We start from the raw sequence: 16,688 nt of genomic DNA on the forward strand, positions 1-16,688 counted from the left end.
AGTTTTTGTGCGATCGGTCAATTCTCGTCACATATAGTATCCGCGCCACTGAGGGATCTGTCAATCGACAAAATGTCAGGGTAGGTCAATCGCCGTACTTTTCCCGGAGCCGCTTGGAAAGGCGGAGCATCAACTGCATCCGTTCGAACTGGCCGGCCCATTCCGCCGTCACCGCCGAGAGCAGCGCGGGGCCCGGCGGGACGATCCCCGTGGGGCACGCCGGGCCGAGCCGGTCGGCGGCCATCTGCCGGTAGGTTGCCAGGGTGCGGTCGCCGTACCGGCCGCACTCGTGGTCGTCTTCGCTCAGGAAGATCACTGCCGGGACGCGCCGGCCGGCGTTCATCGACAAGGCATCCTGCGCGGCGGGCTGAACGTCCCGATCGACGAATCGCAGGCCGATCTTGGGATTCTGCTCGGCGATGCGCGCCAGGATGGGGCACTGGTTCACGCAGTCGCCGCACCAAGCGCCGGCGACGCACAGCACGCGCATCTCACGGACGAAACCGGCAAGCAGCTCTCGGTGCTCGCCGGTCAGGCTGACGCTGTCGTAGACGGCCTGCCAGCGCTTCTGCTGATCCGGGGTGGCATGCTTCGCGAGGAAATCGCGGTAGCTCAGACCTTCGGCAAAGACCTTGCCCCATTCCATCAGTTGAGCCCCCTCTCCACCGGGCGTGATCTGATATGGTCGAACGCCGACGATCGTTGCCCAATTTCCCCTGCCCGCCCTCGCCGGTGAGCGGAGCTGGGCGAGGGCGCCTGGTCGAGGAGAGGGTGGTGCGTGCCCCGAATCCCTTTCGCATGAAAATCGCCTCGATCGTCTGCACGCCGCTGGCGGCGACCCCGCCTCGGCCGGTGCAGTTTTCCATCGGCACCTTCTCGACGTTCTATGCGGCGCTTGTGGAAGTCCGCACCGATGGTGGGCTGGTGGGTGTCGGAGAGTGCATCGTCCGCCGCGCTCCGGAGGTCGTGACCACGATCGTGGACCGTCTGCTGGCGCCTCCGCTCATCGGTCGTGACCCCTGGGACGTGGAGGGCCTCTGGGATGACATGCTCACCCTGCTTCGACGGTGGGGGCATTCACGCGGGTTCGTGGTCGAAGCGATGAGCGGGATCGACATCGCGCTGTGGGACCTGCTCGCCCGATCCGTGGACAAGCCCCTCTACAAGTTCCTCGGGGGGGCGGGGCGCGACCGGGTGCGGTGTTACGTCTCCAAGGTGTATTTTGACGAAATCCCCAGGATGGCGGACGAAGCCCGGAAACTCGTCGCCGCGGGACACACCGCGATCAAGGTGCAGCTGGGATGGCCGTCGGCCCGCGGCGGTCACCACGCCGACGTGCAGACCGTGCGCGCGATCCGCGAGGCGGTCGGCCCCCGGGTGGAGATCATGCTCGACGCCAACGGCGCGTATGACGTCGGCACCGCCGTCCGCGTGGGGCGCCAATTGGAAGAGTTCAACGTCGCCTGGTTGGAGGAGCCGGTGCCGGCGGACGATCTAGAGGGGTACGCCCACCTTCGGCGCTCGGTGCGGATTCCGCTCGCTGCGGGGGAGACGGAGTTCGGTCTGTACGGATTCCGCGATCTCATCGCGCGCGGGTGCGTGGACGTCCTCCAACCCGAGGTCGCGCGAATCGGCGGCGTGACCGCCGCGCGGCGGTTGTGGGCGCTCGCCCACGCCCACAACCTGTTGTATGCGCCCCACACGGGGTTCAGCGGCGGCGTCGCCCATCTCGCTTCCCTCCACCTCGCCGCGGCCGCCCCCAACTTCTATACCTATGAGTACATGGGTACCGCTTACATTCAGAATCCGCTCCGGGACATCTTTACGGTCCCCTTCCCCGCCCCGCAAGACGGGCTTATTGCCCTCCCTCAGGCACCCGGGCTGGGGTTGGACGTCGACCGCGAGGCGATTCGACGCTACGCGATGCGCTAACCAATACGATGGTTCGACGTGGAGCGACGCCCGCGTGCATCACCGCGCGCCGGCACGGCTCCGCGCGCACGTATCGCACTCGCAGATCTCGCGCAGAAACTTGAAAGTGTAGATGCCCGTGAGGTGACCATCCGACCACGTGAATTTGAGGGCGTACGCCCCGACCCGCCCGATCTCTTTGGGGTGGATGCCATCGGAGACCTTGGAGGGATCGAGGCGCTGTTCCCCGGTCCACTCATCGACACACAGCGCACACGGGCACCGCTCCCGCAGCAAACGGAAGGCGTGTCGGCTGCGGTGCCCGTCGTCCCAGGCCATGACGAGCACGCCGGGAGGCTCTTGGGCGATCTCCAGCGGGACCGGTGTGCGCGCCACTCACATCACCGCGGGTCCGTGAAGGAACGAGGGGTGGGCGGGCGGCCTCACCGGCCGCTACGCTCCTTTGACCGCGCGATTGGCGGCCTTGAAGCCGACTTTACTATGCGTGCCGTCGCAGAAGGGCTTGTTGATGGACCCGCCACACCGGCACAGGGCGACCGTTTCTTTCAGAATCTCCCAGGTCTTCCCGTCTGGGTCGATGATCTTCGCCGGGCCCTTAACGAGGTACGGTCCGTTGTCGAGCGGGGTAATCGTTGCCTCTGCCATTGGCAGTACCCTCCCTTCGATCTTGGACAGATCACGCGATGCGGTTTGTCTCGTTCTTCTGGCGAAACGCTCGCTGGGGTGCATCAATTCCAAATCTCTGTGCGTGCACGACCGCCCGCTCCCACTGGTTGCCCGCAGGACCGGAGCCCCGAGGAGCCGAATCCTGCACGTCGTTCCACGTGACAGTCAGATTGGAGGATACCGTGAATCCAGAAGCGCCGCCCACAGCAGGGACGCATCGCATTCACCTGAGCGTGAACGGTCGATCGCACGACGCCGTCGTGGCCCCGCGCCGCACCTTGTTGCATCTGTTGCGCGAAGACCTACACTTGACCGGCACCAAAGAGGGATGTTCGGTCGGGACGTGTGGGGCGTGCACGGTGCTGGTTGATGGGAAGGCGATGCTCTCCTGCATGCTCCTGGCCGTTCAAGCGCACGGCCGGTCCGTGGAGACTGTGGAGGGCGTGGCTCAGCAAGAGGAGGCGGATCCGCTCCTGGCCGCCTTTATCGCGCACGATGCGTTTCAGTGTGGGTTCTGCACGCCGGGTCAGATCATGGCGCTGCGGGGGCTGTTTCGCCAACGGCCCAAGGCCTCGGCAGAGGAGATCCGGCGGGCGGTGGAAGGCAATGTCTGCCGCTGCGGGGCCCACCTGCGGGTCCAGGCTGCGGCGCTGGAGGTGGCCGGGCGGGTCGGTGCCGGCAAAAGCGGGTGAGGTATGGCGGTTATCGCAGAAGAGCACGTGGAGGGGTAAATGCCGCGGATCATCAAGCAAAAGATCGAATTTGAGGGACGGGTCGAAGAGCGCGAGGTCGTTATCGAGGGGGATGACCTTCCCATCTGGACGGCGGATGAGCCGTTCACCGTTGTGGGCACGCCGGTCACGCGGGTCGACGGCCAGGAACGGGTGAGCGGCGCCGCCCGATATACCGTGGATCTCTATCCTCCGGGGATGCTCCATGGAGCCGTTCTGCGCAGTCCCCACGCGCACGCGCGCGTGGTGCGGCTGGACACCGCGAAGGCCGAGCGGTTCCCTGGAGTGCGCGCGGTGCTCTCCCACCTCAACGCCCCCAAGATTCGCTGGTACAATGGGGCGAGCTGGCTCTTTGATCCCGAGCTGCGGTATGTCGGCGACGAGATCGCCGCCGTCTTTGCCGATGACGCGGAGGCCGCGCGTGACGCGCTGGATCTGATCGAGATCGACTACGAAGTGCTCCCGCACGTGATCGACGCCGAGGCGGCGATCCGGCCGGGGGCGGTGCTCGTGCACCCCAGCGGGAACATCCTTGACGGCGCCCCGGAGCGCTATGAGCGCGGGAACGTCGCGCAGGCTCTCGATCGCGCCGACGCCACGGTCGACCTCACCGTTCATACCCCGGATCAGCTGCATCACAGCATGGAGACCCACGGCTCCCTGGTCGAGTGGTCCGGCGATCGCCTGACGATCTGGGATTCCACGCAGCATATCTTCGGGGTCCGTCGGCAGCTCGCCGGCGCCCTGAAGATCCCCATGGACACGGTCCGTGTGGTCAGTCCGTTCATGGGTGGAGGGTTCGGCAGCAAGAACGGCGCCGGGAAGTACACGGTGATCGCGGCGCTAGCGGCGCGCCTGGCCGGGCGGCCGGCCCGCCTCTTCTACACGCGAATCGAGGAGAGCGAAGCCGCGGGAAAGCGCCCCCGCAGCATTCAAAAGATCCGGTTGGGCGCTCGCCGCGATGGGACGCTCACGGCAATCGATTACTGGGGGCTATCGAACGTCGGGGCCTACCGCGCGGTCACGACGCCGCTCAGCGGCCCGGCTAAGGAACTGTACGCCTGCCCCAACGTCCGGACGGACACCGCCTCCGTGTTCACCCACACCGGGCCCGCGGCGGCGTTCCGGGCTCCAGGGTACGTGGAGGCTACCGTCGCGCTCGAGTGCGCGGTGGAGGCGCTCGCGGACCAACTCGGGCTGGATCCGGTGGAGGTGCGCGTGCGGAACCATGCCGACGAGGATCAGGTGCAGCGACGTCCGTATTCGAGCAAGTTTCTGCGGGAGGCCTATCGGCTCGGCGCGCGGTCGATCGGGTGGGAGCGCCGGAGGCCGACCCCGGCCGGACCGACCCTCGACGGGACGAAGCGCCGGGGAATCGGCATGGCCGGTCAGCTTTGGGGGGGGGCGGGCTCGCCGCCGGCGTACGCGGAGATCCGGCTGAACGTCGATGGGACGGCGGAGATTCGGATTGGAACCCAGGATATCGGAACGGGCGCCAAAACGGCCCTCACCCAGATCGCCGCCGAAGTGCTTAGTTTGCCGGTTGGTCGGGTGCGTCTCATCCTCGGGGATACGGACCTTCCCTACAGCCCGCTGTCCGCGGGCAGCCAAACGATCGCGTCGTGTGGTCCCGCCGTGCGCATGGCGGCGGATGAGGTGCGCAGGCATCTGCTCGATGCCGCGGCTTCGGTGCTCGAGGCGGCCCCCAACGATATCCGGCTGCAGGCCGGGGAGCTGCACGTCGCGGGGGTTCCCGATCGAAAGATCTCGATCTCCGAGCTGACCGGCCGCATGGGGAACTTTACCATCGCCGGGCGCGGGTTCCGGGGCGCCAACCCAAGTGACGTGACGATCCGCACCTGGGGTGCCCAATTTGCCGAGGTCGAGGTGGACACCGAGACGGGGGAAGTGACCGTCCTCAAAATCGCCGCCTGCCACGACGTCGGTCGGGTGATCAACCCTTTGCAATTCGAGAGCCAGATCCAGGGGGGCGTGATTCAGGGGTTGGGGTTCGCTCTCAGTGAGGATCACGCCACCGACCCCGAGACCGGTACCGTGCTGGACGTGGGGTTCGACGGCTATGCGGTGCCTCGGGTCTCGATGATTCCGGAAATCGAATCACTGGCGGTCAATATTCCTGACCCCGTGGCGAACAATCTGGGGGTGAAGGGGGTTGGTGAGCCGCCGATCATTCCCACCGCGGCCGCGATCGCCAACGCCGTCGCCAACGCCCTGGGGGTCCGGATCACGGACCTGCCGATTACCCCGATGAAGGTTCTGCGTGCGCTCGGGCGAGTCGGGTAACCCCCATGCCTCATCCCTGACAGAGGGCGGTTGCGGAGGCACCACTCGCGCCGGCGGAATCGGCATGGAAACCCTGGGGTCCTCGGGTGTATATCGCTCTCCCCCCGGGGCGCATCCCACGATCGTCCTCAGCGCGGCCTTGGAATGGAAGATTTACTTGAGGTACTCCTCTCGAACTGGGTAGAAAACTTCCGCCAGTATCACGCGGTCCTTACCGGTGCGCAATCCGTGGGCGGTGCCGCCGGGGATCGCGTACATGTCTCCCGGCCTCAGCGTGCGCTTTTCGTCCGCGATCCAGAACTCAAGCTCGCCCTCAACGACCAAGCCGAGTTGTTCGTGAGGGTGGGAATGGGTCGGGACCTCGATGGTCGGGGCCAACTCCGCGTGCATGAGCATCGCCTGTTGACCGGCGAGGGGTTTGATGGTCACACCCTTCATGATTTCCTTGCCGGGCAGCGTCCTGACTGATGTAAACACGTGCTTCCCGTTCATGCGATCCCCCCGCTTCCCTGCCGGGCTGGTCTTTTGGCGCCAAGCTGACTCCTGCAAAAACACCGCCGGAGGAAGCCCACGGGGCTTTCGAGGGAAGGTAAGAGGTTACCTTTCTTCCTTTCGCCTTCGATCTTTCGCCGCGGGAGGATTTCCTGTTCTGTGCCCAGCAGGGGGGGCACTTTCCTGTAGCCATGGTGCTTACATTCTTCACCGTCTGGGAGGCTCAGTACTTGGGGGGCTTGTCGTGAAAGTTCCCGTGGTGTGCATGTTGGGTCCCCATGAAAGCCCGTTTCTCAAATGTGGAGAGACGATCCGCGACGGCTCCTTCTGGACCTGAACTCGCGGTTGCGCAGCCTATGTCGATAATTTCCCTCCGGACGTCATTGCTTGCGGCGGTGGTGGCGATCGTCTCCCAACGGCATCCTCGATCGCGATCCTGGAAAGCCTCAGGGCTGCACGAGCGTCAGGGGAGCCCCGTCTCAAGCTTGTGGAGAAGACGGCCGGCCCCCACCATCTCCGCTTGGGTCTCCAGGTACCGGGCGTCGTGCCCTTCGTGACTCTCGATCGACCGCAACTCGAGCGGATACAGCCGAATCGCCTCCCGCAGCGGCGGGATGGCCTCCTGGCGGTCGCCTCCGCCGACGAGCGCCTCCCCCAGCCACATCCGGTAAGCGGGGGCGTAGGGGTCGAGGACGATCGCCTGTCGGAGGGCGGCAGCGGCTTCGGCGTAGCGCCCTTCGGCCTGCCGCAGGCGGCCGAGGGCGGCCCGCGGGTAGGCCTCCCAGGGATCCAAGCGTGCGGCCCGCTCGTAGAGGTCGGCCGCCTGCTCCCTCCCTGTCCACCACGGTCCCATCGCCGAATCGATGCGGCGCAGGTAGAGATCGGCCAGGAGATCGCCGCAGTACGGTGGGATGATTCCGTTGAGCGGATCGGCGGTCATCGCGGCGCTGAAGAGGCGTACCGCCTCCGCGTACCCCCCGGCTTGCACCTGCGCGGTCGCCTCCGCGTGCAGGCGCGTGGCCTGTTCGATCGAGGGAAGGAGCGGAGGCAGTTCGACAAGGACGATCAGCAGGGGGAGCGCGAGTAACCGCTGCCAGAATCGCAGAGGGGGGCGGTCGTGCGATTCGTGGGCGGCCACCGCGGCGGTGAAAGCGATCAGCATGACGCTGTTCGAGATGACAAAGAGCGTCGAGTCCACCATGCTCGTCGTCCCGACCGCCGCGGCCGTGGCAGTCCAGGTCCCAAGCCAGATGCGCGCCTCGGCGTCGCCCCGGCGGAACCGGGAAGCCATCCGCCCAAGACCCCACAGGATCGCGCACCACAGGATGAGGAGCCCGATCACGCCCGTTTCAGCGAGGAGCTCGAGGTAATCGTTGTGCGCCGACCCAGGAACCCGCAGCGCGGCGTAGGTCGTCATTACCCCCGGCGGCCGGTACCGCGAATAGACCGAATTGAATGTGCCGATGCCCGTCCCCCAGACCCTGTGCGCCTCCCAGACCCGCACGGCCGTGCGCCAGATGAAGAGGCGGCTCGTCGCCGTGTCCTGCGGGTCGAGCGTGACGCTCTCGGCCCGCAGCCCCACCGCGGGGAACCGCAGCGTCATCAAACCGGCCACGGCCACGATGACGATCAGCACCGGCCACGCGCGCCGCCGGACCGGCCACAGCAGCCAGCCGGCGCTGAGGACGAACACCACCAGGCCGGCGTACGCGCCGCGCGAGTAGGTGAGCGGGAGCGCGCCGACCGCAAGGGCCAGCGTCAGGCCCGGGAGCAGGCGGGCCCGGCCGGGAAGGTCCATGGCGAGCAGCGCCGACACCCCGATGCCGATGAGGAGGAATTCCCCCAGGACGTTGGGATTTGCGAGCGTGCCGTGGATGCGGGTGTGGATCACCGCGGCGAAGGCTCGGCTGAGCCAGTAGGCCGGAGTCTGCTCGCCGCTCACGAACTGCCCGAGGCCGATTCCCGCCTCCGCCGTCGCGATCAGCGCGAGCCCCACGAGGAGGGCCCGCGTTTTGGCGCGGTCGGTGAGGCTGATGGTGATCGCGAGGGCGAGGACGACGGCCGGAACGAGAAAGAAGATCTCATCGCGGGTAGCGTAGATATCGGTCGTCCGCGCCAGCGAGACCAAGCACACGGCGGTAACGGCCGCGAGCCCCCCGATCAGCGGGGCCGGCAGCGCCCTGCCGCCGAGAAGCCACCGCGCGAGCGCGGCGGCGCCGATGAGGAGCGCGGCCCGCTCGTCATCCGCCAGGAGGCGGCGGTGCCCACCGAAGCCCGCCGCCGGCATCAAGGTGAGCCCCTCGAGTGCGATCTTCGCGCACAGGACCAACACCGCCACCAGGATCGCCCAGTCGAGGGCCCGGCCGATCCTGTCCCAGGTCCGGGGAAGGGCTATCGACCCAGCCATCCACCGTCGACGGCGAGGAGGGTGCCGTGCACGTAGTCGGAGGCGGCGGATGCGAGGAACACCGCCGCGCCTCCCAGGTCTTCGGGCCGCCCCCACCGCCCCGCCGGGATCCGCGCGAGGATCGCCGGGTTTCGAGTGGTGTCCTCACGAAGGAGGCGGGTCAGATCGGTGGCGATATATCCCGGCGCGATCGCGTTCACATTGATGCCGTGCGCCGCCCACTCATTGGCGAGCGCTTTGGTCAGTTGTCCGACCGCGCCCTTGGTGGCCGTGTACGGGCTGACCAGAATCCCGCCCTCGAAGCTCATCAATGAGGCCACGTTGATGATTTTCCCGCGTCCGCGGGGCAGCATCTCCCTCGCCGCCGCCTGGCAGAGGCGGAATACCGCACTGAGGTTCACCTGGATTACTCGGTGCCAGTCGTTGGGGGCGACGTCGATCGCGGGCCCGCGCGCGGCGATGCCGGCGTTGTTGACCAGGATGTCGAGCCGCCCCGCGGCGGCGAGCGCGCGGGGAATGACCGTTTCGACTTGCGCCGGGTCGGCGAGGTCGGCGGGAACTTGGTGACACCGCCGCCCCATCCGTTCCAGATCATGAGCGAGCGCCTCGGCGGGCTCGCGGTTTACCGCGACGATGTCCGCGCCGGCGCCTCCCAGCGCTGCGGCGATGCCGCGGCCGATCCCGCGGCTGGCTCCCGTGACCACCGCGACCTGTCCTTCGAGGGAAAATGCCTTGCTGGTGTCGGCCATCGTTCCCTCCCCTTTCCACGTTCTCGTTCCTTCTCTTCGAAGCGATCGACGGCCGATCCCTCCGCCGCGGCCCCCGGTGCGCAGGAGGGCGGTGCGCGCGTGGCGAACGGGCACAGCACTGTCGCAGAGGAGTCGGACCATGAAACGCAGCCTCGTCGCCCTCGTGATGGTCCTCCTGCTCACCTCCGGTGTCCGGGCCGCGGGCCCCCAGGCCCGGATCGAGTTCTGGACGATTTCCCTCCAGCCGTACTTCACGAATTATATCCAAGGGTTGATCGACGTCTACGAGCGAGCCCATCCTGAGATCTCCGTTCACTGGATCGATGTCCCCGCCCAGGCGATCGAGCAAAAACTCCTCGCCGCCGTCGCCGGGGGGGTCAGCCCCGACGTCGTGAACCTCAACACCGAAGGCACGCTTCGGATGGCCGAGGCGCATGCGCTCGTGGACGTCGACGCCGCCGTGCCCGCGGCCGCGCGCGCCCTCTACTTCCCGAACATCTGGGACTCTACGCGGTACGAAGGGAAGGTCTACGGGATTCCGTGGTACGTCGTCCCCAACGTCCTCGCCTACAACCGCAGCCTGTTTCATCGGGCCGGACTGGATCCGGCACACCCGCCGGGATCCGAGGACGCGTTCATTCAAGCGGCGACGACGATCAAGGAACGCACGGGCATCTACGGGTTCATGCCCAACGTCGACGGGATTCGGTTCCTGAAGATCTTTCAGGAGGACGGCCTGCCGATCCTCAGCCCCGACCGTCGGCGCGCCGTCTTTGACAGCCCGGCGCACGCGCAGCTGCTCGCGACGTACGTCGCCCTGTTCAAGCGGGACCTCTTCCCCACGGACACCCTGCAGCGCGGCTACGTGGGGGCGACCGAGCGCTACGCGGCCGGGCAGCTCGCCATGCTCACGACGGGCCCGCAGTTTCTTCTGCGCGTGCGCAGCGACAGCCCGGACGTTTACCGCGATACCGCGGTGGCGCCCTATCCGCTGGGCCGCGCCCATGTCCTGGACCTCCCCACGATGGAACTGACGGTACCCCTGGCCAGCCGGCACCGGCGAGAGGCGGTGGAGTTCGGGCTGTACGCGACGAACGATCGCAACCAGCTCGCCTTCAGCCACCTCGTCGTGATCTTCCCCTCCACCCGGGCGGCGGCCGCGGACCCATTTTTCACGCATGCCGGCGCCAGCCCGGAGGATCGCGCCCGGGTGATCGCGGCGAGCGAGCTGGGCTTCGCCAGGGATCTCACGGTGGTCGTGCCGCACAGCGACGAATTGTTTCGGGTGTTCCGGGAGGCGGTGGAGCAGGCGTTCTATGGCCGGATGACGCCGCGGCAGGCGCTGGACTGGGCGGTCATGGAGTGGAACGGCCGACTCTAGGGCCGGCGCTCCCGGCTCGTGCGGGCGGCCGACGCACCCTCACGGCGTATCTGTTCCTTCTGCCGGCGCTCCTGCTGCTGGGGACGTTCACGTTCTATCCGGTGATCTTTGGCACCGGGTTGAGCCTCTTCGACTACAACATCATCAGCCCGCCCCGGTTCGTGGGGCTCGCCAATTTCCACCAGCTCGCAACCGATCGGTACTTCTGGATCGCCCTGTGGAACAGCATCAAGTATCTCGCGGTGGTCCCGGTGCTCCAAGGGTGCGCGATCCTGCTCGCGCTGTGGGTGCACCGCTCGGCTCGGGGAATTGCCTGGCTGCGCGCCGCCTACTACCTGCCGGTGGTCACCTCGATCGTGGTGGTCGGAATTCTCTGGCGGTGGATGTACGACGACGCGGGGCTCGTGAACTTCGTGCTCCTCCGCCTGCGGCTGGTGGCCTCCCCGATCCACTGGCTGTCGGATCCCGCGATCGCCCTCTACGCCGTGATGTTCGTCACGCTCTGGAAGGGGTTGGGCTACTACATGGTCATCTACCTCGCCGGGCTCGAGGCCATCCCACCGGGGTACGCCGAAGCCGCCGCGATCGACGGAGCCACCGCCCTGCAACAACTGCGGCGCGTGACGCTGCCGCTGCTCCGGCCGAGCATTCTGCTCGCGACCACGCTTTCGGGAATCTCCGCCCTCCGCGTGTTTGAGGAGGTGTACGTCATGACCGGCGGCGGGCCGATTTACTCGACGTATACGATGTTCTACTACATGTTCGATCAGGCGTTTGGCGCCCTCCACCTTGGCTACGCGGCCGCGCTGGGGGTGGTCCTGGCCGTGGTGACGGTGGCCCTCTCCGTCGTCAACTTCCGCCTGCTGCGCGAAGGAGGGCTCTCGTATTACTGATCCTGGAGCCGCGCTCAGGGCGGGCGTTCGGCCGCATCCGCGGGGCCGCCGGATGCGGGTCGGGGCGCTCGCCCAGGCCCTGGCGCTGGGCTTGCTCGCCGTGGCGACGACGTTCCCGTTCCTCTGGCTTCTGGCAACGTCGCTGCGCAGCACGGGGACGGTCTTCGCCTTCCCGCCGGTGCTGATCCCGCGCCCCCCCACCCTTGCCAACTTCGCCGGCGTATGGGCGACGATGCCGCTCGCCCGATTCTTCGCCAACACCGTCTACATCACCGGGGTGGGCATCTTGCTGACGCTCGCCGTGAGCGCGCTGGCCGGGTACCCGTTGGCGCGGATGCGGTTCCCCGGGCGGGACCTCATCTTCTACGCCATCGTGGGGAGCCTGATGCTGCCGCAGCATGTGGGCCTCATCCTGAACTTCGTGACCTTGATCCGGCTCCACCTGGTGGACACCTATGCGGCCGTCTACCTGCCGAGCGCGGCGAGCGTGTTCGGGATCTTCCTGCTCCGGCAGGCGTACCTGACGATCCCGGCGGAGATCGAAGATGCCGCGCGGATCGACGGCGCGGGCGAGCTCCGGCTGTGGGGACAGATCATGCTCCCCCTCGTCGCGCCGGCGCTCGCCACGCTGGCGATCATCGAATTCTCGGGCTACTGGAACTCGTTCCTCTGGCCCCTGATCGTGCTGAAGTCCCCCGACAAGTACCCGCTCGCCGTTGGGCTCCTCTACCTCTCCGGCTTGTTCGCCACCAATACCCGGTACATCGCGGCGGGCGCGGTCATCATGACCCTGCCGATGATCGTGGTGTTCCTGCTGCTCCAGCGGTACTTCCTGCGCGGCATTACGGTGGGGGCGCTGAAGTGAGCCCCGCGATGCGGATCGCGTTTCTGCCGATCGACGAGCGGCCGATCACCCGCAGGGCGTTCCTTGCCCTCGCCGGGATCGCTGGGGTTGAGGTCACCACCCCGCCGCCCGCCCTGCTCGGCGCCCGCCGGCAGCCCGCCGACGTCGAAGCCCTCTGGCGCTGGGTCCAGACCGAGGCCGTGGACGCGGATGTGTTAATCGGCTCGGCGGAGCTCCTGATCTATGGCGGGCTCGTCCCGTCGCGGATCGGACACGAGACGCTCGACCGGTGCCTTGGGCTGGCCGCTCGGTTCGCGGACGCGCGGCACCGAGCGCCGCATCGGCGCCTCCTGCTGGGCGCCAGTCTCCTGCGGCTCCCGTCCACGCCGGATGCCACCGAGGAGCCGACGTACTGGGAGGAGTATGGCCCCCAGATCTTCGCGTACAGCTATCACGCCGACCGGTTTGCGCAGACCGAGGATCGATCCTCGCAGGAGCTGGCCCGAGCCGCCCAAGCTACCGTTCCCCCGCAGATTCTGGGGGACGTGCTCGCCCGCCGCGCCAGGAACCTCACGATCCTCCTCGCCCTCGTCGATCAGGCGGCGCGGGGAGAGTTGGACGCCCTGCTCATCGGTCAGGATGATGCCGCGGAGTTCGGGCTGACCCGCCGGGATCTCCGAGCGGTCGAGACCTCGATCGCCGAGCGGGGAGCCGGGTCGAGGGCGTGGGTGACGTACGGGACCGATGAGTTGGCGGTCCGGCTCCTGGCGCGGACGTGGCTCGCCGCCCACCGGCGGACCCCCGGCGTGCGGGTGATCTATGCGTACCGAGAAAACCGCGACGCGATTCCGCGCTACGAGGGTCAGGCGCTCGATCGCACCGTGACCTCGCACATCGCCACCATCGGCGCGCGCCGGGTGGGCGAGGGGGAGGAGTTGACCCTTTTTGTCAACAATCCGCCGCAGGCGCAGGAGGAGGCCCCGCTCCAGCAACCGTATGACGGGGCGGCCCTCGCGCCGTTCGTGGACGCGCTGGCCGCCGCGTCGGCGCGCGGGGACCCCCTGGCCATCGCCGACGTCCGGTACAGCAACGGCGCGGACCGGACATTTGTGCAGCGCGTGCTCGACGCCCCTCGCGCCTACGGGACCCTGGCCTACGGCGGGTGGAACACCGCGAGCAATACGCTGGGGATGGTGCTCGCCCAAGCGCTCCTGCCCGAGGGGCCGGCGTGCCAGGCGTTCACCATCGAACGGTTCCTGGACGATTGGGCCTACCAGGCCGGAGTCCGCCAGCGCCTTGCCGCGGAGGTGGTCCCCCGCTATCCCGGGGCCGCCCCGACGCACCTGGGCCCGGCGGCCGAGGCGTGCGCGGAGGCGGCGCGCGCCTGGCTGGAACGCGAGTACGTCCCGGCGCTCGCGAGGTGTTTCGGGCGCCGGATCGCCGTGGCGGCGGTGGGGTTTCCCTGGGACCGTTTATTCGAAGTCTCGCTCGATGTCATCGTCACGTGAGCGCCGGGGAACGCTTCGAGGTCATCCCCTACCGCGCGGAGGCACTTCCCCAGGTGATCGCGGTGTGGAACGCCGCGCTCGGCGAGTCGTTCCGACTCCGCGAGGCCCTCTTCGTGCAGAATACGCTCCGCGATCCCCACTTCGATCCCGCCGGGTGCTGGGTGGCCCGGGCTCCGGTCGAGGGCGCGGTGATCGGGGTGGGGCTGGCGAAGGTCGCCCGCGAGCCGCTGGGGGCCGACGGCCTCCTGCCGGATCGCGGTTGGGTCAGCGCGCTCGTCGTACATCCCGCCTGGCAGCGCCGCCGGATCGGACGGCGTTTGCTGGCGGCCGCCGAGTCCTACCTCGCTGCCCACGGCCGGCGGCGCGTCTTGCTCGGAAGCGATCCTGGGCATTTCTTTCCCGGGGTTCCCGGCACGGGCCCGGCGCTCGCCTTCTTTGCCGGGGCCGGGTACCGGCTTGAGGGGGATGCCTATGATCTACACAGGCGGATCGGCGAGTACACCACGCCCCTCGCGGTGGCCGCGGCGGTGGCCGCTCACCCGCAGCTGGAGATCCGACCGCTCCGGGCCGGGGAGGAGTCCCGGCTGCTGGCGTTTTTGGGCGACGCCTTCCCCGGCCGCTGGCGGTATACGATGGACCGCGCGCTCACGGCGGGGATGCCGATCCGAGACGTGATGGGAGTCGTGCGCGCGGGCGCGGTCTCCGGATTCGCTCAGCTCTTCCACCCCGCGTCCCGGTGGATCGGGCCCAGCATCGCCTGGCCGCTCGACCGGGCGGCCCGGGCCGGCGGGCTCGGCCCGATGGGGCTGGCTCCCGCCCTCCGGGGCCGCGGGCTGGGGCTCGCGCTCGTCGATCGGGCGATCCTGCACCTTCGGGCGCTCGGCATCGAGGAGATGATCATCGACTGGACGGGCCTCACCGAATTCTACGGGCGGCTGGGATTCGTCCCGCTGCGGCACTACCGACATGGGGAGAAGACCTTGCAGGTGGAGGAGGCGTGATGGCTGACCGCGACTTGGTGGGGCAGCTCTTCATGGTCGACTTCGACGGATTTGCCCCCTCCGAAGGGATCGAGCGGCTGGTGACGGTGGGGGGGGTTGGCGGCGTCATCCTGTTTGACAAGAACGTCCAGGACGCCGAGCAGGTCGCAGCGCTCACCAATGCACTTCAGGGGGTGGCGGCGGCGGCCGGGTGCTCCCCCCTGCTGGTGGGCGTCGATCAGGAAGGCGGTCCGGTCGTCCGGCTGCGCGGGACCCACTTTCCGAGCGCGATGGCCTTCGGAGCCGCGGGGAGCGAAGCACTGGTGGCCGCCGCCGCCGAGGTCACGGCCCGAGAGTTGAGGGCGGTCGGGATTCACCTGAACTTCGCCCCCGTCCTGGATGTCAACAGCAACCCCGCCAACCCGGTGATCGGCGTGCGTTCGTACGGAGAGGATCCGGCCCTGGTGGGGCGATTGGGGGTTCGGGCGGCGACGGCGATGCAGGCCGGCGGGGTGCTGGCGGCGGGAAAGCATTTCCCCGGCCACGGAGACACGGCCCTGGACTCCCATCTGGCATTGCCCGCGGTCACGCACTCGCGCGCGCGCCTCGAGGCGGTGGAACTGCGGCCGTTTCGCGAGGCGATTCGCGCGGGGGTGGCGGCCGTGATGACGGCGCATATCGTGTACCCGGCGGTCGACCCCGAGCGCCCGGCCACCCTGTCTCCGGCAGTGATCGCTGTGCTGAGAGATGACCTGGGATTTGCCGGGCTGGTGGTAAGCGATTCGATGCGGATGCGCGCGATCGCCGATCACCTGTCCCCGGGAGAAGCGGCGGTGCGGGCCGTGCTCGCCGGGGTCGATCTGATCCTCGCCTGCGGCCCCGCGGAAGCCCAGTGGGAGGCGCTGGAGGCTGTCCGCGCCGCGGCCGCTGCAGGACGCATCCCGGCGACGCGGATCGCCGCGGCCGCCCAGCGGGTGCTCGCCGCAAAACAGCGCCTCAGACTTCCCGAGCGCGCGCTGGTCGGGGCCGCCGACGTGCGCTTCCGGGTGGGCCTTCCCGAGGATCGGCTCCTCGCCGACCGCGTCGCGCGGGCTGCGGCGACGCTCGTCCGGGATCATCGGGGGCTCCTGCCCCTTCCCGCGGGGCCGGTCGCGGTCGCCGCGGGGGCGGCGCCGCGCAGCACCATCGAGCAGCTGGCGGAGGCCATCCGCGCCACCGGCCGGACGGCCCCCATCGCTATCCTCGACGAGCCGGATATCTCCGCGTGGACGGGCCCCTTGGTGGTCCCCTTGGGTGACCTTCCCGGTGACCGGTATTCGCCCGCCGCCGTGGCGGCGATCCACCACAGGGCCCTCGGACCGCATCCGACGGTGGCGGTTGCCACCGGGGTCCCCTATCCGCTCGGCGGATTCCCGGCGCAGGCGGCCTGTCTGGCTGTGTACGGCGCGGACCCTTCTTCCCTCAGAGCGGCGGCCGCCGTGCTGGTCGGAGCCGGCTCCGCCGGGGGGAATCTCCCGGTGACCGTGGCGGACCACACTTAGAGCGGAGCGGCGGCGCCCGATCGGGCCTATCGGGCGAGGTCTGAAATTCCCCCAAATTGTGCACTATCCTAGGTGAACCTTGCCGATTTAAGACGAGCACGGATAGGCCGCTTTGCGCACGGCGGCGATTTGGGAGGGGTATGGTGGTGAGGATCCTCCACGGCGCGGGCGATATCGCGCGGAGCGGGGAGAGTCATGCGAGACAGCGATCGTGGGCCACGTGGTGCAAATGATAGGTAGTTCCAGCGTGCGAAATCCCC

General features: G+C 68.3%; 15 protein-coding genes. 9 read left to right on the plus strand and 6 right to left on the minus strand.

The annotated features are described in order from the left end of the window. Nucleotides 1–85: 85 nt before the first annotated feature. Nucleotides 86–646 (minus strand): thioredoxin family protein, encoded by a 561-nt coding sequence (locus tag VKV57_00250; protein ID HLW58335.1) that lies wholly within the window; start codon nucleotides 644–646, stop codon nucleotides 86–88. Between the two features lie 128 nt (nucleotides 647–774). On the opposite strand from VKV57_00250, the gene VKV57_00255 reads away from it, so the two are divergent. Continuing rightward, nucleotides 775–1,932 (plus strand): mandelate racemase/muconate lactonizing enzyme family protein, encoded by a 1,158-nt coding sequence (locus VKV57_00255; GenBank protein ID HLW58336.1) that lies wholly within the window; start codon nucleotides 775–777, stop codon nucleotides 1,930–1,932. Nucleotides 1,933–1,971: 39 nt separating this feature from the next. On the opposite strand, the gene VKV57_00260 is transcribed toward VKV57_00255, so the two are convergent. Continuing rightward, nucleotides 1,972–2,307 (minus strand): DUF971 domain-containing protein, encoded by a 336-nt coding sequence (locus VKV57_00260; protein HLW58337.1) that lies wholly within the window; start codon nucleotides 2,305–2,307, stop codon nucleotides 1,972–1,974. A 57-nt stretch (nucleotides 2,308–2,364) separates the two neighbouring features. Further along, complete coding sequence (locus VKV57_00265) at nucleotides 2,365–2,577, minus strand: CDGSH iron-sulfur domain-containing protein (GenBank protein HLW58338.1); 213 nt, start codon at nucleotides 2,575–2,577, stop codon at nucleotides 2,365–2,367. A gap of 203 nt (nucleotides 2,578–2,780) precedes the next feature. Between VKV57_00265 and VKV57_00270 the strand changes: the two genes are divergently transcribed. Both VKV57_00270 and VKV57_00275 read left to right on the plus strand, forming a co-directional pair. Beyond that, nucleotides 2,781–3,290 carry a (2Fe-2S)-binding protein gene (locus VKV57_00270; GenBank protein ID HLW58339.1) on the plus strand — a complete coding sequence of 170 codons (510 nt, stop codon included), beginning with the start codon at nucleotides 2,781–2,783 and terminating at the stop codon, nucleotides 3,288–3,290. A gap of 39 nt (nucleotides 3,291–3,329) precedes the next feature. Continuing rightward, entirely contained in the window at nucleotides 3,330–5,633 is a 2,304-nt protein-coding gene (locus VKV57_00275; protein HLW58340.1) for a xanthine dehydrogenase family protein molybdopterin-binding subunit, read from the plus strand. A gap of 153 nt (nucleotides 5,634–5,786) precedes the next feature. On the opposite strand, the gene VKV57_00280 is transcribed toward VKV57_00275, so the two are convergent. The 3 genes from VKV57_00280 to VKV57_00290 all read right to left on the minus strand — a co-directional run bounded on the left by VKV57_00280 (nucleotide 5,787) and on the right by VKV57_00290 (nucleotide 9,281). Next, nucleotides 5,787–6,125, minus strand: a complete 339-nt coding sequence (locus tag VKV57_00280) for a cupin domain-containing protein (GenBank protein HLW58341.1) — start codon at nucleotides 6,123–6,125, stop codon at nucleotides 5,787–5,789. Nucleotides 6,126–6,588: 463 nt separating this feature from the next. Beyond that, nucleotides 6,589–8,532, minus strand: coding sequence for an O-antigen ligase family protein (locus tag VKV57_00285; GenBank protein HLW58342.1), 1,944 nt, complete (start codon nucleotides 8,530–8,532; stop codon nucleotides 6,589–6,591). Then, on the minus strand, nucleotides 8,517–9,281 hold the full coding sequence (locus tag VKV57_00290; GenBank protein HLW58343.1) for a glucose 1-dehydrogenase: 765 nt from the start codon (nucleotides 9,279–9,281) through the stop codon (nucleotides 8,517–8,519). Before VKV57_00290 ends, VKV57_00285 begins: the two co-directional genes overlap by 16 nt. A 139-nt stretch (nucleotides 9,282–9,420) precedes the next feature. Here VKV57_00290 and VKV57_00295 point away from each other — a divergent pair, with 139 nt between their 5' ends. From VKV57_00295 to nagZ, 6 genes are read left to right on the plus strand one after another with little or no spacing between them, the layout of a single operon-like run. Further along, on the plus strand, nucleotides 9,421–10,662 hold the full coding sequence (locus VKV57_00295) for a sugar ABC transporter substrate-binding protein (GenBank protein ID HLW58344.1): 1,242 nt from the start codon (nucleotides 9,421–9,423) through the stop codon (nucleotides 10,660–10,662). Further along, nucleotides 10,644–11,555 (plus strand): sugar ABC transporter permease, encoded by a 912-nt coding sequence (locus VKV57_00300; protein ID HLW58345.1) that lies wholly within the window; start codon nucleotides 10,644–10,646, stop codon nucleotides 11,553–11,555. Before VKV57_00295 ends, VKV57_00300 begins: the two co-directional genes overlap by 19 nt. Before the next feature lie 52 nt (nucleotides 11,556–11,607). Then, nucleotides 11,608–12,420 (plus strand): carbohydrate ABC transporter permease, encoded by an 813-nt coding sequence (locus VKV57_00305; protein ID HLW58346.1) that lies wholly within the window; start codon nucleotides 11,608–11,610, stop codon nucleotides 12,418–12,420. Nucleotides 12,421–12,428: 8 nt separating this feature from the next. Continuing rightward, complete coding sequence (locus tag VKV57_00310) at nucleotides 12,429–13,907, plus strand: DUF4127 family protein (protein HLW58347.1); 1,479 nt, start codon at nucleotides 12,429–12,431, stop codon at nucleotides 13,905–13,907. Beyond that, entirely contained in the window at nucleotides 13,904–14,908 is a 1,005-nt protein-coding gene (locus tag VKV57_00315; GenBank protein HLW58348.1) for a GNAT family N-acetyltransferase, read from the plus strand. Before VKV57_00310 ends, VKV57_00315 begins: the two co-directional genes overlap by 4 nt. Further along, complete coding sequence (gene nagZ / locus VKV57_00320) at nucleotides 14,908–16,428, plus strand: beta-N-acetylhexosaminidase (GenBank protein ID HLW58349.1); 1,521 nt, start codon at nucleotides 14,908–14,910, stop codon at nucleotides 16,426–16,428. Before VKV57_00315 ends, nagZ begins: the two co-directional genes overlap by 1 nt. The last annotated feature ends 260 nt before the right edge of the window (nucleotides 16,429–16,688 follow it).

Source organism: bacterium (genome assembly GCA_035307765.1).
In the GTDB taxonomy this organism is placed as follows: Bacteria; Sysuimicrobiota; Sysuimicrobiia; order Sysuimicrobiales; family Segetimicrobiaceae; genus Segetimicrobium.